Origin of the sequence: Vibrio sp. D3, from assembly GCF_043995865.1 — a bacterium.
GTDB classification, from domain to species: Bacteria; Pseudomonadota; Gammaproteobacteria; order Enterobacterales; family Vibrionaceae; genus Vibrio; species Vibrio diabolicus.
In genome coordinates, this window is sequence record NZ_CP171886.1 from 986,608 (window position 1) to 1,003,924 (window position 17,317).

Below are 17,317 nucleotides of genomic sequence, written 5' to 3' on the forward strand. Positions count from 1 at the left end.
CGGGGCGAAGTTGGCGTTATTTCGCCATTAGATCTGATGGGATTTCGATGCCCATTTCTTTGTAGTAACGCGCCGCGCCTGGGTGAAGAGGCACTGGCAAACCAGCAATCGCTTTCTCAATCGCCATTGCTTTTGTTGCTTTGTGGATGCCTTGTAGGAAAGGCAGGTTCTCGTAGATCGCTTTGGTTAGCTGGTAAACGTCTTCTTCCGAGATATCTTCACGAACTGCCAAGAAGTTTGGCTGTGCAATGGTGGTGATCGGCTTATCTAGACCCGGGTACGTGTTCGCTGGGATCTCGTACTTCGTCCATAGGTTGTAATTGCCGTTCGCCTCTTTGATTTGTTCGTCAGTAAACGAAAGAATCGAAATGTCTTTACCCAGCGCAGCAAAAGCTTGAGTAACCGCACCAACAGGTACACCCGCAGGCGTGTTCATGCCGTCAATGGTGCCGTTTTGAAGTGCGCTCGCACTGCCGCCGTAGCCCATGTAAGCAAGATTGAATTTATCAGGGTCTACCTTCAGACCTTTCATGATTTGGCGACCCGAGTTCTCAGTACCAGAGTTCTTCTTACCGATAGAGAACTTCTTACCATCTAGGTTGTTCAGGTCAGTCACAGTGCCAGTTTTTGCTAGATCAGAGCGAACAATAAAGTGCTCAACGTTTTGCCATAGCATAGAGACTGAACGCAGCTGCTCTTGGCGACCGCTCTTCTCATAAGGACCTTCACCAGACCAAGCCCATGCACCGTAAAGACCTTGCAGAATCGCGAACTGTGCTTCGTTTTCGTTCAGCAGTTTAACGTTTTCACCAGAGCCCGCAGAGCTGATTGCAGAAAGGGAGAAGTGGTGCTTTGGTGCCAATTTCACTTTGCTTAACGTCGCCAACGCTACGCCCACAGGGTAGTAAGTACCACCTGTCGATGCCGTAGCAAGAATGTAGCTACGGTCCTCTGCCGCGGCGTTAGCAGCAATACCAAAAGAAGTCACAGCGACAGCCAAAGCTTTTACCAGCTTATTCATTTTCATTATTACTCTCCGTGTAGTCGTTTCACGATTGGGGATTTACATCATGTTAAATCTTTATTAACAACAAATTCCCTAGAGCAATTGAAATGCCAACTTTTAAGTTATTGTATTTATTGACCTAAGCACAGAGACACATCAAGAATGAGCAAGATTCTGCTGATTTGATAGCAAAGCAATGAGCAAGATCTTGCCTATTGAAGAGGAGAAGGTTGCACGCCTAGAACGCAAAAGGTTAATAAAATGTGATCAACACGAAACAAATGCCCGATTGGCGAATAAGCAATATTTTGCCGACGCAATTTTGGATTGAACTGCAACTAATGAGCGTCTTAACAATAAGAAGAAAAAGCGCATCATTCTGAACTGCTCACTTTATCAGCGGAGATTTATAGCCTAAACGACTACAAATAGCACAAAAATACAGCAAAACAAGCCATGTTAATGAAATGAAAAGTCATTTATTCTAATTTTGAATTTAAAAACCAGTTCGATCCACCAGTTCAGAAACAAACATTGACCGTATCAACTTATTTTCTACTTCGGGGTTGTGCCAATAGCCTCATGTTCGTTAGGGTAACTACACACCAAGGCAAACGTATTCCTTGGTGCTTTTTTGTCACTAAGGGTCACTCATGTCAGCAACTGCGCAATCACAATTCGCTTTAAAACGCCCATCTGGCGTTGCTGCTGCGATCCTCCTGCTCTCTCTGGAACTGATTCAGAGCTGACAGGCTATATCTAAACTTTCTGTCAGCTTGAGAAGAAGCTGACGGGAACACCACATACTCCTCCCATTCCTTTCAGTTTCTTCCAAGCGAAACATAAGAGGAATAACAATGTTAAGCGCACGCAATATCGCCGCTTTGGGCTTCATGACTTTCGCCATGTACTTAGGCGCGGGTAACCTGATCTTCCCTCCATTTTTGGGTTACCAAGCAGGTGAAAACTTTCTGAGCGGGATGTCTGGCTTCCTCTTAACGGGCGTAGGTCTGCCTGCAATGGCACTGGTGATGGTCCCTATCGTAAACGGTTCAGACAAATTAACCGCTGCCCTACCTAAACCTTTGGCGACCAGTTTTTGGGTGATGGTATTTATCGTGATTGGCCCTGCGTTCGTGATTCCGCGCGCAATTACCGTGGCTTACCAATTCAGCTTTGCGCCAATGTTTGGTGATGCCGCTTTGGTGCCTTTCACAATTGCTTTCTGTGTTATCACCATTTTGTTTGCGCTATACCCGGGCAAATTGGTCGACAACCTAGGCAAGATCTTAACTCCAGCATTGATGGCTATTTTAGTGATCATGTCTGTAACCGCTCTGGTTTACCCAGCCGGCGAGCTTACTACTGCGACGGGACCATATGTATCTGGCGCATTTGCTGAAGGCTTGACCCAAGGCTACATGACCATGGATGCACTAGGCTCTATCGGTTTTGGTTGGATTATCTTCCGTGCGATTCGCAGCATGGGTGTGGATTGTCCGAAAGCCACTGCAAAATACACACTAATTGCTGCTTTGATGTATGCAGTTGCCATGGCATTTGTTTACATCTCATTGGCTTACATTGGCTCAACAAGCTCATACTTAGGTTCTGAATTCAGCAATGGTGGCGACATCTTAACGGCATTCACCTTCAGCCACTTCGGCGCATTTGGCTCACTATTACTAGGTGCCGTGATGGTATTGGCGTGTTTGACTACTGCTATCGGCGTAACCACCGCAGGCAGTGAGTTTTACGACAACACTTTCAGCAAAGTGAACTACAAAGGCTGCGTTATCACGACCATGGTATTGGCTGGTTTGATCGCCAACGTAGGTCTGGAGCAACTATTGGCTATCACATTGCCAGCGGTTGTGGCGCTTCACCCAGTAGCGATTGCATTGATGATCATGGCACCAGTGCGTAACAAGATGTCGCAAATCATGGTGGTCGCGACCGCATTCACTGCTCTAACGTTTGGTTGTGTTGATGCGCTGCACATCCTAGGTTATATGCCAGATTCCACCAATGAGTGGATGGGTAATTACATGCCTCTGTACAATGACTTTGCTAGCTGGATTATGCCTAGCGTATTGATGATGATTGTTGGTCTGCTGTTTACGACGAAAACCAACCAAACCGAACAATTCGAGCTGGTAAATGAATAGCCGTTTAACATAAGACATCACTCAATAAGTAAGTTAATATGTAGTTCGCTTATTGATATCAGGCAAAGGAGTTGCCTGAACTATGGATTGATGTGGAGCGCTTATGGACAATCAGTATTTAGACATCAGAACGCTCAACTTTATCGTTATTCTGTTCTCTTGCATTTACTCAATCAGTCTACTTTGTTACCAATACACACAAAAAAAGATCAAAGGTTTAAAGACTTTCTCTCTCTCGCTGTTATTTATTGGCTTTGGGCCTTTTTTACTAGGATTTAGAGGCTCTGCACCAGATTGGCTTACCATCGTCATAGCGAATACGCTCATATTAATCGGCTTCTTGCTTACGCTTTACAGTGTGAGCATTTTTCGTCAATTCCCTCTAAAACTGGCCCACTCACTCGCTTTTTTAACGCCCATTTTCAGCGGTTCGTTCTATTATTTCACCTTCCATGACCATTCAATTAAAAGCCGTATCATTTACTTAAGTGTTTATATCTGCATCGTTACGTTTTTTAGTGGGATCGCCATGCTGAAAGGCACCAAGCAAGACCAAAAACTCCCAACCATAGTGATGGCGTGCTCCTTCTTTTGCTTCAGTATTTTTATGGGCTTCAGAGCACTTTGGAGCGCTTTCGCCAATGAAGTGCCAAATTTTATGACCGCAGGTTTTATCCACCAGATGACGTTTTTACTTAGCATCTGTCTGATTGTCGCTATGAGCTTTAACATGTTGTGGCTAATTAATGGCCGCTTGATACAGTCAATCAATGATCTCTCACATTTAGACGCCCTCACAGGGCTTCATAATCGTCGCGCGATGGAAGAAATTGTTCCAAATCTTGTTAATCAAGCGCACAAACGGAACCAATCAATAAGCATCATCATGACCGACATGGACGAGTTCAAAGCGATTAATGATCACTATGGCCATACGGTAGGCGATTCCGTCATGGCTACGATTGCCGCTATCTTTAAGAAACACCTCCCAGAGTCAGCTTGCACAGTACGATTTGGTGGTGATGAGTTCATGATTGTTTTACTTGAAAAAGCACAACGCGCCAAAATTGTTGCCGAGCAAATTCGCCTGGCGGTGGAAACTGAAGCCTCATTGCAGTCATTCGAAAATGAGATCACCATGAGCTTTGGAATCAGTGAGTTATCAGAGGGACAATCGCTTCACGAGGTCGTTGCTGAAGCAGACGAAGCGCTGTATAGCTCTAAACATACGGGCAGAAACCAAGTCACCTTGTTTGGAGAAGGGAAAGGCCTAACTTATAAGTTTGTCCCAACTCCCTCAAAGAGCGCTTAATCATATTTGTGACGCTCATAGCGGTAAATCAGCTTAAAAATGGCGTTAAGTATAATCAGAGCGATTTAAACCAAACTTTTGCATCTTTTGATTCAAAGTTCGACGAGGTAAATCCAACTCCTGCATCACCTCGTTAATGCGTCCGTGATGCCTGACCAATGAATCATGCAGCACCTTGCGCTCAAAATTGTGTAATTGAATAACCAATGGAACACCCACTTGCGTCTCCTCCGTGGTTGACGAAGGACGGCTAGAGAGAATTTCCATCACAGATACCGTTTCATCCAAGGCAAAACGCATAGCCACGTTTCGCAGCTCTCGAACATTTCCAGGCCAAGCGTAGGAAAGCACAGCGTTTCTGTCGGCGTCACTCAATGGTCGGGTTTCAGGGTTAGTTTGCAAGGTGAAGTGCTCAAACAAAATCAGTGAATCTTCTTCTCGCTCACGTAATGGTGGCAAATAGATCTGCGCCACATTGAGTCGATAATACAAATCTTGACGAAACTCATCATGATCATTGAGATCTTCTTTCGCGGCGGCGATCACTCTCAAATCAACCGAGATCTGTTGATTGCCTCCAACGCGCTCAACTGTATGTTCCTGTAATGAACGCAGCACTTTCACCTGCATGGACAGCGGCATACTCTCGATTTCATCAAAGAATAAGGTGCCTTTATCCGCGTATTCCAATTTGCCAATGCGCTTTTTACCCGCTCCGGTAAATGCCCCAGCTTCATGCCCAAACAGCTCACTTTCAAACAGGTTCTCAGGAATGGCGCCACAGTTGATTGGCACAAAATGATGGGTTCTGCGTTGGCTTTCATTATGTAAACTGGTCGCCACCAGCTCTTTACCACAACCTGTTTCGCCGTAAATGATCACGTTAGTATCGATTTTCGCCAATTTCGCAACTTGCTCGCGTAATTGCTGCATCACTCGACTTTGACCAATGAGCACCTCTTCTAAACCACTCACGCTAGCTAGATACTCTTGGCGGTGAAGCGTCGATGTTTGCGCGCGATGGCTCTCGACCGCATCTGTCACACGTTGAGACAAACGCTCCGGCTGGAAAGGTTTTTCAATAAAATCAAACGCGCCGTTTTGTAGCGCATTCACCGCCATATCCACATCACCATGACCAGTAATTAGTATCATTGGTGTTGGAATGTGGTTCGCAATAAGGCTCTCTAAAATCGAAATTCCATCAGTATCTGGCAAACGAACATCACTAACTATCGCATCAAACTCTTGGTTCAGAATGGCGGTTTTGCCTTCCTCCCCCGAGCTAAAAGCTGTGACGTCAAACCCCGCCAATTGCAGCCATTGGCTTGTTGCTTGACGAACGATGTCATCATCTTCAATTAGGGCGATACGCGGAATGTCGTCAAAAGTCATGAGTTACTGCCTGATCGGTGATAGAAGTCTTTGCTAAAGTTAGCAAAAACCATGCTATAGAAAAGGAGCTAGATCCCACTTCTTAATCACAATTCTTTAACATCCAATCAGTTAAGCGCACTCTTTCACTACCAACTACGATAACTATGTTCAGCCAAACGGAGCTCGTATGCAGCGCACTAAGAATGGGAAAATGTGGCTAACCGCCGTATTGATCAGTGCGCTGGTGATCTTTTTCTACGGTGCTAGCCGAGAGGTGGCCCATCAATGGCTGAGCGTCCAAACTCAACAAGAAGCACAACAGAAACTCCTCGACTACATTGGTGAAGTCCGCCGAGCATTAAAACGTTTCTATCACCTTCCCTATCTCGTCACGAATAACCCAGAAACAATTGCGTTTGTGAAAGGCAATTTAAACTACTACGAGCCACTTCAAGCACAACTGACACAGCTCGATAAAGCCGCGAATACAGAGGGTTGGTTGATACTTTCAACCTCGGGAGAAGTGTTGGTATCGAGTCTGATCGATGAACGGTTCAGCCGCTCTGACCGCCGTGCGATTGTCGAACAAATACAACGTCAGGGAGAAGGCGTCTCACTGGTGAATAAAACAAAAGGTTCTAGTCCGCTTTACTACCTCTCTGCACCAATTTTTGATGGTTTGGAGATAGCGGGCATCGTTGTTGTTCAAATCAACCTGAGTTTGCTAACAGAGCAGACCATCACCAGCCAAGACATCATCACGCTACAAAATCGCCATCAACGCTTCTTCCTCTCCAGCAGCACAAACTATAACGCCGACTGGTTTAATGAACCGAATAACCAAGTCAAAGTCGAAACTCAAACGCTGTATGACAATACGGTGATTCATTTCTGGACTCTCAATCAGCAGCGCTACTTTGCACACACAGTAAAGCTGGACGACTTAAACTGGTTTGTCAGTTACCTTATTCCGACCAAACCTGTTCAGCAAACGATTAGTGTCATTGGATGGAGCATCGCAGCGCTCCTCCTGCTCCTTATCCTGTTGGTGATCATTGGTTTACAGCGTCGACAAAAGCATCTCAATCAGCAGCGTATTCAAGCCTTACTAGAAGAATCGCAACGCCGACTTAAACAGATGATCAATAAAACACATGTTGGTTTGTTGTTGATTGATGAACAAGGTCTATTGTTCGACCTCAACCCAATGGCAAAACGCCTTTTTTGTCTTCCTGAAAGTGTGAATCGTCATACCTTCGCCTGGGAGTTATTTGATGCAGGTAATTCAAATTCAACCACACTCACTTTGCTTAGAGATCTGCCAAAGCATAAGGAACTGGCAGAGATTAGCGCTGTAGAAACCATGGCGCGACGAAGTGATGGCAGCGTATTTCCTGTACTATTTTCACTCACTAGCTTCCCATGGCACGGTGAGCAGTATTTCCTTGCTACCGTAATCGACATTAGCAAACGTAAAAAAGCGGAACAATCGCTGCAGCTGATTAACCAAGAGCTCGCTCAAAGGGTGGAAGAGCGAACTCAAGCTTTAAAACAAGCCCAAGAGCAATTGATTGAATCAAGCAAAATGGCAGCATTGGGCAGAATGTCGAGCGCGATTACCCACGAGTTAAACCAGCCATTGACTGGCCTGCGTACTCTTTTAACCACCAATGAATTGCTAGCAGAACGTGGACAAACAGACATGATGAAAGCCAATAACAAGTTGATTCAAAAGTTGATTGACCGCATGGCAAGCATGACCACTCAGCTAAAAACGTTTGCCTACAATAAACCAGAAACACTGCACGAGATATCGCTGACAAACGCTTTAGAAGAGACGCTACGCGTCTATCAATCTCAACTCGCGAAGGTAGATGTTCGGGTACGCATTCCCAACGACTTACCCAATATCATTGGCGAAGAGCAACGCCTACAACAAGTGCTCGGCAACCTAATTTCCAACGCATTAGATGCGATGAAAGAGACCCAAGATCCACAGTTAATGATTGCCGTTACACCCACTTCCGATAATGTCGAGGTCGTGGTAAGTGATAATGGGTGTGGGGTACCTTCAGACCAACTCGATACCATGTTCGAGCCTTTCCAAACCAGTAAAAAAATTGGTGAAGGACTGGGGTTAGGACTTTCCATCACCGCCAACAATATGCGAGATATGCAAGGGAAAATCAGTGCGCAGCTCAACGCTGATAAAGGCATGTCCTTCACCTTAATGTTTGAGCTCGCTCCTCATCGTAGCTAATCCAACGCCATCTACCTCTCCAGCTTTCTCCACGCAATTAAAGAGCAATAAATCCTGATCAACTTTATAAAGCGAGTTGCCTAACCTACGCTTAACTTGATGAATCGCCACATGCTATTCATCAGCGCAATTTTTGGTGGTTGACACCAAGTTTTAGCTCCCACCATCTAATTTATTGATAAGTAATTATTTAAAGTAAGAATGGATGCGTTATGAGAAAACTAACTTTAGCAGCAACAGGGGCGCTTTTTATTTTATCACCTCACGCTTTTGCAGCACCTTACGCAGCAGACGCTCGAAGTCACGGAATGGGAAATACAGGCGTCGTTTCCGCTGACTATTTAACCGCTCCTCTACACAACCCAGCCCTAGGCGCTCTCTATCGAGAAAATGACGATATCGGCCTACTCATTCCTGCTCTCGGCGTCAATATTCACGATGAGGATGAAGCTTTATCAGCCGTTGATGATGTTCAAGACCTTTACGATAGTATTCAGGGCATTCCCACACCTGCGAACGAAGCCGAACTTAATCGACTACTCGATCAATTAGATAAGAGTGCTCCAGTCGTCATTAATGGAGGTCTGAGCCTCGCGATTGCGATTCCGACACGCTACATGTCGGTAAACCTTTTTAGCGCTGGTTATGTGGAGATACTTGCGGCACCCGATATCTCAGATTCAACAAACACCGCAGATCGATACCTCAATTCTGCCGTCGACCTAGCGGCTTTCGGTAGTGCGGAATATGGCGTTGCCTTAGCTCGCGCATACACGATAGGTGGGCAGCAATTCGCATTTGGTATTACGCCCAAATACCAACAACTTAAAACCTATACGCAGCGTACAACACTAGATGACTTTGATATCGAGGATTACGACAAAAGTGAAGTATCAAAGAACACGTTCAATATGGATCTTGGGGTCGCTTGGTATCACAATGCATTCAGATCTGGCCTCTCGTTAAAAGACGTCTTCGAGCAAGATATAGAAACAAAACTAGGCAACTATACCTATGAACTCACGCCACAAGCGACCCTTGGTATCGGCTATGTCGGGGACTATGTAGCTCTGAGCCTAGACGCCGATCTCACCAAACAAAAGCGCTTTAAAGAGCTCGACGATGACACCCAGTTTATTCGAGTTGGTATCGAGGGGAATGCTTGGGGATGGGCGCAACTCCGCGCTGGTTATGAAGTTGACCTAGAAAATAATCTCGATAACTCGGTGACAGGTGGCATTGGCATCAGTCCTTTTGATGTGATCAGTGTAGACCTAGCAGGGTCTTACGCTGGCGATAACCAGTTTGGCGCGGCGGCGAATTTAGCATTTACGTTTTGAATACGAATGCCAACCTAAATTCACTTAGGTTGGCAGTGTTAACAACCATCCTATATCTCAATGTTTATCATTACTGACGTTTGGTGATGAACTGATAAAAACACGATCTCGCTACAAGTATCGAGATGTCTCCTACACTATTCTCAAGCAATAAATCCACAAACATTTCCTAGATATAAAGAGTGAGAAACATGATTAAGTTTCCAGATAATTTCCTTTGGGGTGGTGCCATTGCGGCAAACCAGGTAGAGGGGGCATACAACCTTGGGGGGAAAGGTTTATCAACATCAGATATGTTGCCAAACGGCATTCTAAGCCCGCATCAAACGCGTGAAGAACGAACGCCTGGCATCAAAGATCTTGCGATCGATTTCTACAATCGCTATCCAGAAGATATTGCCCTGTTTAAAGAGATGGGATTCACCTGCCTGCGCTTGTCCATCGCTTGGAGTCGTATTTTTCCTAATGGCGATGAGCTTGAGCCAAACGAAGAAGGACTGGCGTTTTACGACAAAATTTTTGATGAGCTGGCCAAAAACGATATGCAACCATTTGTAACGCTTTCTCATTACGAGATGCCTTACGCCTTGGTTGAGAATTATGGTGGTTGGGGCGATCGTCGAGTAATCGAGTTTTTCGAGCGTTACGCTAAAACCGTGTTAGAACGCTACAAAGATAAGGTCAAACTGTGGCTTACCTTTAACGAAATCAACATGTCACTACATGCGCCATTTACGGGAGTGGGCTTGCAAGAAGACGCCAGTGAACAAGACATTTATCAAGCGATTCACCACCAGCTTGTAGCAAACGCGAAAGCGGTAAAACTGTGTCAGCAAATCGTACCAAACGGCAAGATTGGTAACATGCTGCTTGGCGCAATCAACTACCCATACACCTGCAACCCTGATGATGTGCTTGCTGCTATGCATGAAAACAATAAGTGGTTGTTCTTCGGTGATGTGCAGACTCGTGGTCAGTACCCAGGATACATGAAACGTTACTTCCGTGAAAACGGCATTGAAATACAAATGGAAGCTGGCGACTTAGAAGACATTGCCTCGGCAAGTGTCGATTTTATTTCCTTCAGCTACTACGCAAGTGGCTGTGCGAGTGCCGATCCGCAACAAAAAGAAGTGGGTAACATCGTCGATAGCGTACCAAACCCATACCTTGAAAAGAGCCAATGGGGCTGGTTGATCGATCCAAAAGGCCTGCGCGTTTTGCTTAACTTCCTTCACGATCGTTACCAAAAGCCGCTATTTATCGTCGAGAATGGCTTAGGCGCTCGTGATGAATTCGATGAAAACGGGGAAATCCAAGACGATTATCGAATCTCATACCTTAATGATCATTTGGTTCAAGCACACGAAGCGATTCTTGATGGCGTTGAGTTGATGGGCTTCACCAGCTGGGGGCCAATCGACTTGGTGGCTAACTCAACAGCCGAAATGAGCAAGCGTTACGGTTATATTTATGTCGATCGTCATGATGATGGACAAGGAACGCTAGAGCGTAAACGCAAGAAGAGCTTCTACTGGTATCAAGACGTGATTCGTACTTCAGGCGGTTCATTGAAAAGCTAAGCCTGTTGTCTGGATATAAAGTGCGACTAGGCATTCGCCTAAACCATCAAGCCCTGCATTTGCAGGGCTTGAATTTTAAGGTGTTAATGCATTTAGAGATTAAACTGCAATCTCTCCACCGTCTTCACGTCGAATAACCACCGTCGCCGCTCGTGGGCGCACAGAAACACCAGCAGGCGTTTCTTCGGCGGCATCTTCACTGTATGGCCAGTTGCCTGGGTGCTGAATATTCACAAACAATGATTTGTAATCAGGGCTGATAGTAAAGCCTGTCACTTCACAACCATTTGGTCCAACAAAGAAGCGTTTAAGCTCCGCTTGGTTATCCGCACCAATCACTGCTTGGTCACCATTCTCATCTGTTAGCTTAGATGGCACAACGGCCAACATTTGATCATTAGTGTAAGACGTAACTTCATCTGCGCCGTTATCGGTCTGAATCCACAAAATACCACGGCCATCAAACGCTAATCCGTCAGGGCTAGCAAACTGGTTTAGCTCATTCAGGCCAGAACGGTTGGTATCTGCATCACCATTTGCTGGCGAACCAAAGACAAAAATATCCCAAGTAAAGTCTGTAGCTGAAGCCCCTTCATCCCAACGAATAACGTGACCAAACTTATTGTTCAAACGTGGGTTCGCAGGATTGGTTTCATCAGTACGGCGCGTATTATTCGTCAATGTTAAGTAAACCGAGCCTGTGAATGGATCAACCGTACACCACTCTGGGCGATCCATTGGAGTTGCCCCAACGAGATCAGCCGCGCCTGCCGTATTAATGATAATTTCAGCCAATGAGTTAAAGTGATCCGCTAACGTACCACCAAATTTTGTTACGCTATCAAGAGTCAACGGCAACCAAGTACCTGTACTGTCTTCATTGAAACGCGCAACATACAGTGTGCCTTCGTCCATGTACTTATCGCCTGTCGCTAGGCGGTTTTCCGAGTTTGCATCTGCTGGATCCCACGCTGCCGCAGATTCAAATTTGTATAGGTACTCAAAGCGAGAGTCGTGACCAGAGTAGAATACCACTGGTTTGCCTTCTTCAAGCTTACCAAACGTACAGCCTTCGTGACGGAAACGACCTAGTGCAGTACGCTTTTTCGCACGCGAGTTTTGCGTGTAAGGGTCAATTTCGACGATGTAACCGTGACCATTGGCTTCATTACGGTAATCATCCATTGCACTTGCTCCTGTTGGAGCCACGTTAAAGCGAGAGAACTCATCGAGACGCTCTTCTGCATTTCCTGCAAGTGTTTCCCACAAGTAGCGTGTGCTTTGGTCATCAACACCAATGCGATCTTGTTCTTCTGTACGAGTCCCGGCATTAACAAAGTAACCTGGCCAGTTCTCTTCACACGTTAAGTACGTGCCCCACGGCGTATAGCCGTTGCCACAGTTGTTTAACGTACCACGTGCTTGGCTACCATCTGGCGAGAAACGAGTGACGGTTAGTGACGTGTGCGCCACTGGGCCAGATAAGTCCATTGCTGTCGCACCAGTGTAACGGCGATTTAGTGGATCAGTATCGACTAGCTTCCACATGTTATTTTCAAGCTGAATACGAACCACTGACACACCGTGCGCGTTAATCTCTTTACGCACTTCATCTACAATGGTACGTACGCCATTTTCAACCGTCGGACCGTTTGGATGCAGTGCTGATGTATCAATATACTCGTGGTTAATACATAGCAAGCCATCTGTGGTGCTATCGTTCAATGGGAAAAAATGCATGCCGTCATGGTGCATGCCTAGCGCATTTAACTGATCGGTACTGGTGTTGGTACCATCATTTTGCCATGCGCTGCCTTGTGCATTAAGTGGTGTTCCCCAAGGTACCAATACTTGTGCGGTGTAGCCTTGTGGAATTGAAACGGCGTCAGTGAGTGAGCCAGGGATAGATTCAAAGTTAAGAACGGCTTTAGATACGCCCGAGCCACTGCTTACTGTACTTCCTGAGTCAGACGAATTACAACCAGCCAATCCGAAAGCACCAAACGCTGTCATCGCACTGATACCTAAACCACCTTTTAGAATGCTGCGTCGAGATAGGCTCGCTTCTAATACTTCTTCAAATGGTTTGTTTTCACTTTGGTTATAACGTGTCGCGTCAAAGGTTTCCTTGCTCATTTTTACTTTCCCGATCTTATAGTTTAATTAATAAATAAGTGATTAGTTGAACGGCAAGAAGTTTGGAGAAGAAAAATGACAAAAGTGCTTAAAACATATGAAACTTGTGTTTCAGCAGTGCAGCAAACTCAGCAGCGTTACCAATTGAGCAATTAAGTTTTGGTCACATAATCACCAACTGTATCGCTTCATTCTGATTTTACTTGGGCTAAAGTGTGATAGAAGGTATAAGGTGTACGAATTCAAATCATCTACGAGAGATAATCATGAAATTAGACAAGATCGATAACAAGAGCCGTCGTATCCGTAAAAAGCTGTTCTTAGGTGAGTTCGCAATCCTAGGTTTCGAGATCAGCTGTGAAACAGACATCAACGACTTCGACCGTTACGATGCATTCGTTGATGACTTTATCGACTACATTGATGGGCTTGGCCTTTGCTTCGGCGGCGGTGGTCTAGAACTGTTTGAAGGCTTCCTATGCTCTACTGACCGTTACGGCAGTGCTACTGAAGAGCAAAAAGCACAAGTTATCGCATGGTTAGAAGCACGTCCAGAAGTGAAAAGCGCAAAAGCTGGCGACTTGGTTGACGCAAACTACCTGTAAGTAACAGAGTCATACTGACAATAATAAAAAGCTGGTCTCCGGACTGGCTTTTTTACTTTTGGAAGTGTGTGATAGTAAAAGTAGAGTGCTGGGAGGTTGTGCGGAGTGAATGTGAATGTGGCGTTTTTGAGCTGGCAATCAGCGGGAAACGGCGTTCCACTGCCAGCTCGTGCCTTTAGGTATCATTAACTATGATTTTTTAGCTGGTGCGTCTTTCGTGTCTTTCCAGTATTGAATACGCACACGATGTAGCTGAGCTCTTCTAGTCTTTTTCATAGTAAAATCCCTCATCTTATATAAGTAACGCTCCTTATGGAGCTTATTGTCTAAGGTCGAATCCCCTTCAATCTATAAGGGAACCAATTATTTAACCGTGACCAATTTCACAACATAATGATAATTACCGATTTCTTGCAGTCATCTTTGGCTAGTAAACGGCGTATTATCTCTCTGACACGGTTAACTTACTCACCAGATATGACAGAAAAATGGCAATCAAGTTCCCTATATTATCTGTCACTGAATCTTAATAATGATTCCTGAAAAATTTTGCAAGTAAGATATCAATTGCCCATCACTTTCAGCAGAGTAACTCTTTTCGCGTTCGTGATCGCAGTTGTGTGCGACCCAATTAAGGCTGGATTCGCTGCTGATATTGCTGACGGTACTCGCGTGGCGTAAGCCCTTTATACGTTTTGAAGTGACGATTAAACAGGGCTTGGTTTCGATACCCTACTCTCTCAAACACAATTCCAATCGGCAAAGGCGTTGATTGCAGCAAATCTGCGGCATGATTGATCCGCAATTTCATTAGGCGTTGGCTAAACGGCTCTTTAAAGTGCTTTTGAAACAATCTTGTGACCGCACTTTCACTCAGCGATAAGTAGTTCGCCAAGTCTGCGAGCGTCACTTTGCTAGCAAAGTGACGCTCGAGATACGCGTTGACACTTGCCACTCGTTCTCTTTCCTGTAATTCGTGTTCACTCATCGATAAATAAGAGTGAGTCATCAGTGTTTTCGCTCCTTCATCGTGAGCAATCAGAGACAAAACATGGAGAAATCTCGATAGTTGCTCCATTGCAGGAAACGTCATGAGCTCATGCAGAAGATCCACAACGTGCTGAGCTGTCCGCTCAGAAAAAACCACACCTTTGTTGGCCGCCTTTAAAAGCGGATCAAGCTTTCTAAGCTCTGCGCAATAGAACATCAAATTGGCAATCCACTCACGCTTAAACCAGATCACATGAGTCTCGCACTTGCTCTCGACCAATGTGGAATGAATAGAGTGAGGCACACCTGGAGCGATCAATAGCATTTGGTTGTGAGTCACTTCTAATTCGTGATGACCAATATGCAAACTGCCAGTGAAGTGGCGATGGATGACTAATTCAAACACATCATCGTGAAAATGGAGATCGTACTCTTTTTCTGGCTCATCAATGCGACGATAGCGCCAAGAAAAACCTGGTCTTTGCGGTACTTTTTCGATGTGTGCCATTGGCTACTCCACAAAATAGTATTGTTTCACGCTCAAATAATATCAGTATTGCCAGCTTAATCTTCATCACGCCGAAATAGTATTGATATTAAGCGGCATACTATCAACTTTGTATCGTCACGCTCCTTATTGTTGCCTTGAAAGACAAGATAACTAAGGAGGCTTTCATGAGTCACTTCACTGTCAAGCTACGCCAAGTCCTGCACAAAACACGTGACGAATGGGCAACATTCGCCATCAAAGAAATGGAAATTCCACCTAATACTATCGCCAAATTTTATGGCTACAAATCGAGTTGTGATCTTGAGCAAATTCTTAAACAGGATGTAAACGACGCCAACTCGGATATTTGCTCGATACCTTGTGCGACATCTCTCACAAGCGATGTAAGCAAAACGACCATCATTGACTAAGACAAAATCGAAAAATAAACATAACCCATTGAAAGTTATCACTTATACTATTTCAAACAATATTCACTGCCAAAGTTTTTTTACCTAGCTAATTGAGAGTAATCAGCAAAACATCAATACTGATTGTGTCGACAGGATGTTGGCGGGAACAGGAAAAAAGCCTAATGGACTAGGTATCTTCAGGATGAAGATTTGGTAGCTTAGGATGAGTTATCAGCAGGGATGTAGTTAAGCTCTAGGATAGAGTTCGCCCGTCAGGATGATAGGCAAGAATGGACACCGCTAGGAAGGCGATGAACAAGGAACTCGGTTAAAGGACTTAGCCACAATCAAGGATAGATGCAGGGAGCACCTATAGTAGCCGGATTGCTGCGAAAGAGAATAAGCCCCGTCTGGGAAACCAGGCGGGGTTTTATTTTGTCTGGTATTTATTATTCACGAGGCACCCGATTCTCTTGCGTCGATTTATTTCGTGCCGTGCTATCATTTTCTCTACGTCTTTCAGCAAGCTCACAGCAAATCTCACATTATGCTTAATCCTGTTTGGTTACATACATTTAAGACATTGATTGAAGTCGGTCATTTCACACAAACGGCAGAAAAACTTTTTATGACCCAACCTGGTGTCAGCCAACACATCAAAAAGTTAGAGCAAAGTTGTCAGCATGCGCTGATCAAACGTGAAAACAAAAGCTTCGAATTAACAGAGCAAGGTCGGATTGTTTACGCCTACGCGCTGGAGTTAGAAGAAAGAGAGAAAGCGTTGCTCGAAGAACTCAGTTTTGATGATGCATTTTCAGGCCACTGTAAACTGGCCTGTTCTGGCGCAATGGCATTGATGCTGTATGGCCCTCTTTTAGAAAAGCAAAAACAGCACCCAGGCTTATCGCTGCATTTAGAAGCCGCACCCAATCACTCGATTCTCAATGCAATAACGGAAGGAAGCATTGATATTGGAATCGTAACTGATGTTCCTCACAAAGGTTTATTTCACAGTGAAAGAATTGGTAAGGAGCAGTTGTGCTTAGTCCTACCTAATCAATACCGCGAAAGGCAGATAACACCACAACTCTTGCACAACTGTGGTGTCATTGCCCATCCTGATGCCAAGCACTACATGACGCTATTTTTTGACCAATGCGCGGAACAAGAGCTCCAAGAAATTAAGATGAGCGATTTACCATTATCCGGCTACGTGAATCAATTAAGCCAAATTTTACTACCTGTGAGTAAAGGACTCGGCTTCACCGTGCTGCCTCAAAGTGCTGTCGACAACTTCCCACAAAAAGATACCTTGCACATCGCACAACTGAAAAACACCGTGTGTGAAGAGTTATTTTTAGTTCGCAAACGAAGTCGTGTTCTGCCACTGCGCTATCAAACAATTAAAGATGTGTTATTGGACGTCATCACAAACTCAAAACAAACTACAGAATAGCCTAACGTTTTAAACTCGTCGTAATCCGTTTGCTTAAAAAAGTCCACAGACAACTTCCGGCTTACGACGCTGAGAATGCCTGATGATTCAACAAATTATTTTTGTCGTAACGACGAGTTTTTTTCGTTTTCTTCTCGCGAGAAAAAAACCTAAGGTGCGCACCTCTAACGAAGTGGTTGTC

General features: G+C 44.9%; 12 protein-coding genes. 8 read left to right on the top strand and 4 right to left on the bottom strand.

Annotation, left to right across the window (positions count from 1 at the left end):
- Window positions 1–16: 16 nt before the first annotated feature.
- Window positions 17–1,027, bottom strand: a complete 1,011-nt coding sequence (locus ACHFJ9_RS04275; protein ID WP_005374185.1) for a TAXI family TRAP transporter solute-binding subunit — start codon at window positions 1,025–1,027, stop codon at window positions 17–19.
- 836 nt (window positions 1,028–1,863) lie between these two features.
- Between ACHFJ9_RS04275 and brnQ the strand changes: the two genes are divergently transcribed.
- Both brnQ and ACHFJ9_RS04285 read left to right on the top strand, forming a co-directional pair.
- Entirely contained in the window at window positions 1,864–3,174 is a 1,311-nt protein-coding gene (gene brnQ / locus ACHFJ9_RS04280) for a branched-chain amino acid transport system II carrier protein (RefSeq protein ID WP_395353927.1), read from the top strand.
- Between the two features lie 103 nt (window positions 3,175–3,277).
- Entirely contained in the window at window positions 3,278–4,486 is a 1,209-nt protein-coding gene (locus ACHFJ9_RS04285) for a diguanylate cyclase (protein ID WP_395353929.1), read from the top strand.
- A 45-nt stretch (window positions 4,487–4,531) separates the two neighbouring features.
- On the opposite strand, the gene ACHFJ9_RS04290 is transcribed toward ACHFJ9_RS04285, so the two are convergent.
- Window positions 4,532–5,881, bottom strand: coding sequence for a sigma-54 dependent transcriptional regulator (locus tag ACHFJ9_RS04290; protein ID WP_047007969.1), 1,350 nt, complete (start codon window positions 5,879–5,881; stop codon window positions 4,532–4,534).
- 169 nt (window positions 5,882–6,050) lie between these two features.
- Between ACHFJ9_RS04290 and ACHFJ9_RS04295 the strand changes: the two genes are divergently transcribed.
- The 3 genes from ACHFJ9_RS04295 to ACHFJ9_RS04305 all read left to right on the top strand — a co-directional run bounded on the left by ACHFJ9_RS04295 (window position 6,051) and on the right by ACHFJ9_RS04305 (window position 11,046).
- Window positions 6,051–8,123 (top strand): ATP-binding protein, encoded by a 2,073-nt coding sequence (locus ACHFJ9_RS04295; protein WP_395353931.1) that lies wholly within the window; start codon window positions 6,051–6,053, stop codon window positions 8,121–8,123.
- A 212-nt stretch (window positions 8,124–8,335) separates the two neighbouring features.
- A complete protein-coding gene (locus tag ACHFJ9_RS04300) occupies window positions 8,336–9,463 on the top strand; it encodes a conjugal transfer protein TraF (protein ID WP_395353933.1) in 1,128 nt (375 codons plus the stop codon).
- A 191-nt stretch (window positions 9,464–9,654) separates the two neighbouring features.
- Entirely contained in the window at window positions 9,655–11,046 is a 1,392-nt protein-coding gene (locus tag ACHFJ9_RS04305) for a glycoside hydrolase family 1 protein (RefSeq protein WP_395353935.1), read from the top strand.
- A 99-nt stretch (window positions 11,047–11,145) separates the two neighbouring features.
- On the opposite strand, the gene ACHFJ9_RS04310 is transcribed toward ACHFJ9_RS04305, so the two are convergent.
- Window positions 11,146–13,182, bottom strand: coding sequence for a PhoX family protein (locus ACHFJ9_RS04310; protein WP_395353937.1), 2,037 nt, complete (start codon window positions 13,180–13,182; stop codon window positions 11,146–11,148).
- Between the two features lie 266 nt (window positions 13,183–13,448).
- Here ACHFJ9_RS04310 and ACHFJ9_RS04315 point away from each other — a divergent pair, with 266 nt between their 5' ends.
- Complete coding sequence (locus tag ACHFJ9_RS04315) at window positions 13,449–13,787, top strand: YggL family protein (RefSeq protein ID WP_005393599.1); 339 nt, start codon at window positions 13,449–13,451, stop codon at window positions 13,785–13,787.
- A gap of 631 nt (window positions 13,788–14,418) precedes the next feature.
- On the opposite strand, the gene ACHFJ9_RS04320 is transcribed toward ACHFJ9_RS04315, so the two are convergent.
- Complete coding sequence (locus ACHFJ9_RS04320; protein ID WP_048624666.1) at window positions 14,419–15,285, bottom strand: helix-turn-helix transcriptional regulator; 867 nt, start codon at window positions 15,283–15,285, stop codon at window positions 14,419–14,421.
- A 167-nt stretch (window positions 15,286–15,452) separates the two neighbouring features.
- On the opposite strand from ACHFJ9_RS04320, the gene ACHFJ9_RS04325 reads away from it, so the two are divergent.
- The gene (locus tag ACHFJ9_RS04325) at window positions 15,453–15,698 is read left to right on the top strand and encodes a hypothetical protein (protein ID WP_395353940.1); all 246 of its coding nucleotides are present in this window, start codon (window positions 15,453–15,455) and stop codon (window positions 15,696–15,698) included.
- Between the two features lie 529 nt (window positions 15,699–16,227).
- Window positions 16,228–17,136: a LysR family transcriptional regulator gene (locus ACHFJ9_RS04330; RefSeq protein WP_258621424.1), complete on the top strand. Its 909-nt coding sequence runs from the start codon at window positions 16,228–16,230 to the stop codon at window positions 17,134–17,136.
- Window positions 17,137–17,317: the final 181 nt, after the last annotated feature.